This window comes from Rubrivirga sp. (assembly GCF_049648075.1).
Lineage (GTDB): Bacteria > Bacteroidota > Rhodothermia > Rhodothermales > Rubricoccaceae > Rubrivirga.
Genome location: NZ_JBARYR010000616.1, coordinates 1 through 6,764 on the forward strand (window position 1 = coordinate 1; position 6,764 = coordinate 6,764).

Here is a 6,764-nt window from a genome sequence, read left to right on the forward strand (position 1 = left end):
GGCGGTGGCGCCGTCGGGGACGTCGAGGGTCTGGACGTCGTCGGCGGCGTCGGATTCGGCGAAGAGGGTAGTCATCTGATAAGGGGGTGGTTTGTGGAGCGGGCCCTTGCTGCGTCCGCTGCGATCGTGCCCGGCCAGGGAGGCTTGGGGCTCAGCATCCAGGTTGCCGCCCACCGCGCACCGGTTACTCGCCGTCTCGATCTTTCTCCGCCAGCGCGTGGGACGGTCGCTCCCTTTTTCTGCCGACGCGGTAACCAACAGGTCCCGGCTGGCAACCTGGATGTGTCACCGGCCCTTGCCTGCCGTCTCTTTCCACGTGCCCCCCGCCCTGTATGGACACCTCCGCCGCCACCCTCACCGCCCACGATCTGCTCGTTACGTCTCTGGAGACGAACGCCGACCGCATCCGCGGCTACCTCTACTCCGACTTGAGAGGTCGCCACCGTTCGGGGCGGCTCGACGTCCCCCCAACCCAAGAGGTGACGTGGGACCTGTTCGGCGACGTGGCCCGCGTGACCCTCGAGCGCGCCGACACGTTCGACGTCACGAGGGATCCGCTGGGCTGGCTGCTTGGGATCGCGCAGCGGGTCGTCCAGGGCCACGTCCGCGACACCTACCGCGACGTCAAGCGACGGCGCGACCCCGACGCCTTCAGCACGGTGCCCTTGGAGCAATCGCAGCCCGACGGGACGGCCCTCGACCTGAGCGATCTGTACGGCGGCACCGACACGCGCGACGCCGAAGCGGCGCGCCTCGACGCCGAGACGTATCTGGCCCGGCTCCCGGACGACCAAGCCGACATCCTCCGCCGTCACCACGCAGACGGAGAGCCGTTGGCAGACCTGGCACGTGAGGCCGGGTGCAACGAGAACGCGATGAAGGCCCGCCTCTTCCGCGCCCGCGCCGCGATGCGCGCGCTGATGCACGAGGGCTAGGCCCCCCTTTGACCAACCGACGCTTCTACCCCACGCTTCCGACCCTGACATGACCCAGACCCACCGACTCTACCTCACCGAGCAGTTCGTAGCGTTTCTCGACGCGGGCCGCCCGGACCTCACCGCACCAATCATGGAGGCCGCCGAGCACGACCCCGAGCTCGCTCAACTGCTGGGCGACGTCTCGCTCGGAATGGCCGAGGACGACGGCCTACGTGCTGATCCTGGAGACGCCGACCGGACCCGGTCGGTCGTCGCCCTCGCCGCAGCGTCCGCGTCGAGATCCGCCGACCCCGACGGCGGAGACGTCCACCCCCACCCGTTCATGACCCTCGCCGTCCACAACACGGGGAAGCGGCCGAGCGAGATCGCCGACGCGCTCGGAGCCACCGTCGAGTTCATCGACGACGCCAACGACTACCCTGAGGTGGTGGGCCGCCCCACCGTTCTCCGTTTCGTGGATCTCTCGGCCGAGCGGCTCGGGATGCCTTACGGGCCGTCCCTGTACGCCTTCGAGCACAACCGCCCCATGAGCGCGATGGCCGCATCGCGGGACGGGGCCGCAGACCCCACGCCGCCTACGTTCGACGAGATCATCGCCCGGTCACAGATGACCGACGAGGACGCCCAGCAGTGGCGGTCGCTGCACGCCGAGGGCGGGGACCCCTCATGAGATCGCTCCTCAACGCCCGACGCGACGGTCTGGCGCTGCGTCTCGCACTAGACCCAGACCTCGCACTCGGCCCGCTGGCCTTATACGACCGCTTGGTGGCCTACTTGTGGGACACACACCGCGTCGAGGCCAAAGCCGTCGTATCGGCGAAGGTGCGGGACGGGCGGGCCGAGGTAAAGGGGCCTTGCTTGTTCTACAACATCGAGCTCGACGCGGACCCTGTTCTACGGGTCCGCGTCATCGCCCACGAGGTGGGCCACGTCGAGCGGCACGACCGGCTCCGCCGACTGGACGCCGAGCCGGACCCGACGACGAGCGGCACGTATACGACCAACGAGCGGGTGCCCGCCGTCGCGCGGTACACCCGAAAGAGCCGGGAGGAGTCGGAGGCGGATGCGTTCGCGTTAGAGTTCGCCTGCCCCGCGGACGCGGCAATGCGAATGTGGAGAGGCGGCCTTCCCGACACCAAGTCTGTGGCTGCCGCGCTCGGTGTGGCCCCACGCGTCGCCCGCGCGCAACTCGTTGAAGGGCTGTATCGGTCCGTAACCGGGACGCCCCTCGACGTTCCTCCGCCCGATCCGTGGACGGCTGCCCTCAACGAAGACCAAGGACCCGCGGCGGCCCACGACGCAGGGCGCCTCCGGGCAGATGAGCCAGCTCGACGTCCAGCGCTGGTCGTAGCGGGTCCGGGGTGTGGGAAGACGACCACGCTCGTGGCTCGTGCGCTCTGGGCGGTCCAGCAGGGAGTGGAGGCGGGCCTCGACCCCAACGACTCCGCCAAGAAAGTGCTGGCGCTGACATTCAGCAACGAGGCCGCCGGGGAGTTCGCGTCCCGGATCACCGCCGCCGCTGCCAACGCGGGAGTCTCGGAGGAGACGGCAGGGAAGGTGACCGCGACGACGTTCCACAGTTTTTGTCGGATGCTGCTGAGCCAGCACGGCCACCGTCTAGACCCGGTGGTGGACGAGTCCGCCCCAATCTTGGGCGAGGCCGCCCAAGAGGTCTTGATCCTGCACGTGCTCGGGGACGCCGACGCCGACGCAATCCTCGACCTCAAAGACCTCCAGGGCACGGCGGCGTCCGTACGTCGCCACCTCGACTACCTCAAGCAACGGCTCGACCCCGCCGGTACGCCTTGGTCGCCCGCCGCCTTCCGCACCCACGTCGAGGCCCTCCCGGAAGATGAGGACGGGCGGGCGTCAGCTCTGGCCCTCGGGTCGGTCTTTGAGGAGTACGAGGCCGCGAAGCAGCGTGCGGGGGCGCTCGATTTCTCGGACCTCATCTCGCTTTCGCTGACCCTGTTCGAGACCTGCCCGGACATCCGGGATGCGTACCGGTCCCGGTTCGCGCACGTGGTCGTGGACGAGTTTCAAGACGTGTCGCGCGCGGTGAGCGCGCTGCTCCAAGAGCTCTGCGGCCCAGACAACCCACCGTGGGTTGTCGGCGACCCCAACCAGACGATCTACCAGTTCTTGAACGCGGCGCCCGAGAACGTGACGGAGTTCGGGCAGGCGTTCGATGAGCCGGAGGTCTACCGGCTGCGTCACACGTACCGATCAACGGCGGAGGTCATCAGGGCAGCGAACCAACTGGCGACGCTACTCGGGGACCCCGACGCGGAGGGACCCGCTTGCGAAACGCACCTGGTAGCCGGCGCGGACGTCTCCCCCCTCCCCGGTGGCCCGACCGTCACCGTCGCCGTTGCCGCATCGGACCGCGCCGAGTACGAGGGGGTCGCGCGCCAAGTCGCGGAGTGGGTCCGGCGGGGGGCCGCCCCGGAGGACATCGCCGTCCTGTGCCGTAGGAACGTGGACGTTCGCGACGTGGTGCTGGCGCTGGCCGACCACCAGATCCGCGCGGTCGCGGCAGGACTGATGACGCCCGAAGGAGCGGCCGGTGACCTGGCCGTTGTCGCTACGCTCCACGACGGCGGGTCGGCCGCCCGGCGCGCCGGGCTCGCGCGCCTCGCTCACGCTCTCGGGCGTCGTCGGTACAGCCCAGACGAGATCGACGCGGCGGTCGCTGACCTCTGCTCGTTGGTCGCTCGAGATGGGGGCGTGGGCGCCCCGGCGGGGGACGCGTCGGCCCTCGTCACGGAGGTCGTCTCGACGCACGAGGCCCTGGCCTGCGAGACGTTCTTCGGAGACGCCTTCGACATGATGGCCGCGTTTCTCTTCGACGCGAGCGACTTCCTCCGACGGCTGCTCGACGACGTCGAACGGGGGGCGCCTACGGCCGACGACTTGGGAGAGGTGATCGCGACGCTCCGCCTGTCTGAGTCCCTCACGGCCCTTTCGCAGGCGGCGGCGCACCGATCTGGAACGTCATCAGAAGGTGACGCTGACGAGCGAGCCCGCTCGCGCCGCCAATCCCGGCGCGTGTTCGGGGACCACCTCCGCCAGCGGCTGACGGACGCGACGCCGACGGCCCGGACGCCGCAGAGGATCGAGGGGGCCGTTCAGGTCATGACGTGCCACGCCGCAAAGGGGCTGGAATTCCCGTGCGTGTGCGTCGTCGGTCAGACGCGCCCTCAGTTCGGGGGCAAGGCATACCCGTACTTCCCCTCCAACCTTCAGCCCCCTACTGAGCAAGAGGACGAACAGGCCAACGCGCTCTTGTTCGTCGGGGTAACCCGAGCGGAGCGCGCGCTGGCGGTGTCGTACGCGGAGGCCAAGTCGGTCGGCGGACGAGCGCGGACACCCACCCCGCTCCTCCTCCGGTGGACCGAGGGCTACGGAGTGCCCGTCGAGCGCTGGGAGGAGACCGCACGCGACGAGGAGTCGTCGGTGCCCTTCGGGCCAGTGTGGGGCCGCCGACCGAACGCCCGTTTCGACCCTAGAGACCTCGACAGCGGGTCGTGCGCACTCGACGCCTACATCCGGAGTGTGGCCCGGGTGCGGCTACCGGAGGGGTCCCCTCCCCTCTACCCCCGGTTTCTCGCGGCCGTGCGGGGTGCCGTCGGCCGGTGCGTCCCCCACGCCTATGCGCTGGGCCGCCCGCTCCTACCGCACGAGGCGGAAGCCCATCTCCAGGGCACCTGGGGCGCCGTCGCGCTAGAACACGCTGACCACCCCCACCGAGACCTATTCGACCGGTTCGCCCGCCGTGCTGCCTTGGGCTTCGCAAGGGCTTTCGAACCGTCGGCTCAGGAGTACAGACCGATCGACCTCCGAGCCTTGGCCGCAACGGCTGACCCCGGCGTGACCGTCCCGCTCAAGCTCGCCGCTGCGTACACCGACGGAGGCCGGGCGGTCGCGATTCTGGTTCGCGTCGAGTCGTACGCCCGGAGCTTGTCGGCGGACGGATCGGGGGTCTTGTGGAGCAAGATGTCCTCGTCTCGCAGGCTCCCTTTCGTCCTCCTCCGCGATCACCATCCCGACTTGGTGCCGAAGGTGTACTCGATCACTGACGACACCCTGTACGACTTCAAGTTCGGTCCCGGTGCTAGCGTCGCGAAGACGTCTGCGCAAGCCGCGAGCGCCTTGGAGGCGATGATAGACGGGGAGTACGCAGCGTCACCGAGCGCGTGGTCGTGCGATCGGTGCAGGTCACGCACCGTCTGCCCCCACTGGCTTCGTTCTGAAACGGGGTGAGGCCCCTACGCAGGAAATGGAATTAGGCTTCCGCTGGTCGGCCTTATATGGGGGGTCGGGTCCTCAACCCGTTCGTGAGGCCGTGGCGGGTCGCCGAGATGCAACCCCGCGCCGCTGGCAACTCGGAGGAAATCACGTCCTGTGAGCGCTACTCCGAGGACACGCCGAGCGCTCCGAAGGGAGGAATCACGCAGATGGTCCGGGACCCGACGCGGTTGGTCGCGACCTGAGCGAGCACGTCGGATGTCGGGACGGCCTCGCCCTCGGCGTAGGCACGGGCGTAGACGGCCTCGGTACGCGAGAACGGGACCCGGTAGTCGCCCTCGCCCTCGGCGGCGTGGGTCTGCACGATCGGCCCGTCGAGCCGGAGGAGCGCGACGAGCTGGTGGTCCCCGAAGACCGCTCCGTAGCCGAGGACGAAGGGGGAATCGCCGTGGCCAGGAATGTGAGCTTCAGGCCCCCGGAGACGGAACGTGACTTCGGGGTCCGGGCCTTTCAAGGAGGGCGCTCCGGCGGTCCCCATCATCGCCGCCAGCATGACGCTCGCATCGGGATCGCCGAAGAGCTCGGTTGGGGAGATCTCGACGGTGTCCTCGATCTCGAACGCTCGCGCCAACCCCCACGCGAGGTCGAGGCGGACGAACGCCTGCGGGACGACCCACCCGCACGGCGGGTGGTCGGGGCGGAGGTCCGGGCGGAAGTGGAAGACCACTCCGTCGTCGCGGGTCACGGCGAGGTCAACGTCGTGCCCTCCCTGGGCGGCTTCGGCCAAGAGCCGGACGGTTTCGAGAGCGTCGCGGACCCTCCTGAGCGGGGCACGCTCGTCGGCAGACGCCATCCAGAACGAGACCTCGGCGTGGGGTCCGCGGGCGCGGAGCTCGAACACGTCGGTCTCAACCCGGAACGGGACGCGGTCGTGGCCGAGGGTCTCGGCCACGGTCGGGCCGAACAGGTGGGGGACGCGGAGCCTGCCAGGGACCGAGATCCGGCGCCCGAGGTCCGGGGCCGACACGGTGACTGTGACGTCGGACGGCTCGGGGAGATCGGCGAGCGAGAACTCGCCCGCTGGGATGTCCGCGACGGGCTCGGCGCCCAAGAGACCGAACCGGAGGGGGCGGAGCCGGAAGCCGCCGATGGGCGCCGACGGCGCGAGACCGATCTCGACCTCGGCGAGGCGGACGGCCGCGTCGGAGCCGGAGACGAAGAGGCCTGCCACCATCGGCCCCTCCTCGAACCCGGCCTCCTCCAGGAGCGCGGACTTCCAGCGAGCGTAGGCCGGACCGGCGGGGGCCACGTCGAGCGAGCCGAGGAGGGCCGAGCCGGTGAGCGCGTTGAGCTCGTGGTCCGTCCCGTACGGGACGGACATTCTGGAGCGGTGGAGAGCTTTGCCAGGCGTGTTCTCGACGCGCCAGCGCCGTTCGAGGACGCGGCGGACGAGGGCACCGTCGATGTGGACGACGAAGGCGCGGGAGGGGCGACCGTCGGCGAGTTCGACGACGGCGACGAAGGCGGGGTCCGGCGTCTCGGCGAGCCGGATGAGGTTCGAGAGCCGGACGTCAACGC

Annotated in this window: 4 protein-coding genes; 3 read left to right on the top strand and 1 reads right to left on the bottom strand. The window is 69.8% G+C overall.

Features of this window, described 5'->3' with window-relative positions:
• Window positions 1-332: 332 nt before the first annotated feature.
• From WBA11_RS16855 to WBA11_RS16865, 3 genes are read left to right on the top strand one after another with little or no spacing between them, the layout of a single operon-like run.
• A complete protein-coding gene (locus WBA11_RS16855) occupies window positions 333-935 on the top strand; it encodes an RNA polymerase sigma factor (RefSeq protein WP_424521808.1) in 603 nt (200 codons plus the stop codon).
• A gap of 49 nt (window positions 936-984) precedes the next feature.
• Window positions 985-1,608 carry a hypothetical protein gene (locus WBA11_RS16860; protein WP_424521809.1) on the top strand — a complete coding sequence of 208 codons (624 nt, stop codon included), beginning with the start codon at window positions 985-987 and terminating at the stop codon, window positions 1,606-1,608.
• On the top strand, window positions 1,605-5,201 hold the full coding sequence (locus tag WBA11_RS16865; RefSeq protein ID WP_424521810.1) for a UvrD-helicase domain-containing protein: 3,597 nt from the start codon (window positions 1,605-1,607) through the stop codon (window positions 5,199-5,201). The genes WBA11_RS16860 and WBA11_RS16865 overlap by 4 nt, the downstream gene beginning before the upstream one ends.
• Before the next feature lie 148 nt (window positions 5,202-5,349).
• Here WBA11_RS16865 and WBA11_RS16870 read toward each other — a convergent pair.
• The coding region (locus tag WBA11_RS16870; RefSeq protein WP_424521811.1) for a hypothetical protein at window positions 5,350-6,764 on the bottom strand (1,415 nt) is incomplete at its 5' end.

Excerpts from the sequence above, each read along its gene's own strand:
- WBA11_RS16855 (WP_424521808.1), top strand. The coding sequence starts at position 333 with ATGGACACCTCCGCCGCCACCCTCACCGCCCACGATCTGCTCGTTACG.
- WBA11_RS16860 (WP_424521809.1), top strand. The coding sequence starts at position 985 with ATGACCCAGACCCACCGACTCTACCTCACCGAGCAGTTCGTAGCGTTT.
- WBA11_RS16865 (WP_424521810.1), top strand. The coding sequence starts at position 1,605 with ATGAGATCGCTCCTCAACGCCCGACGCGACGGTCTGGCGCTGCGTCTC.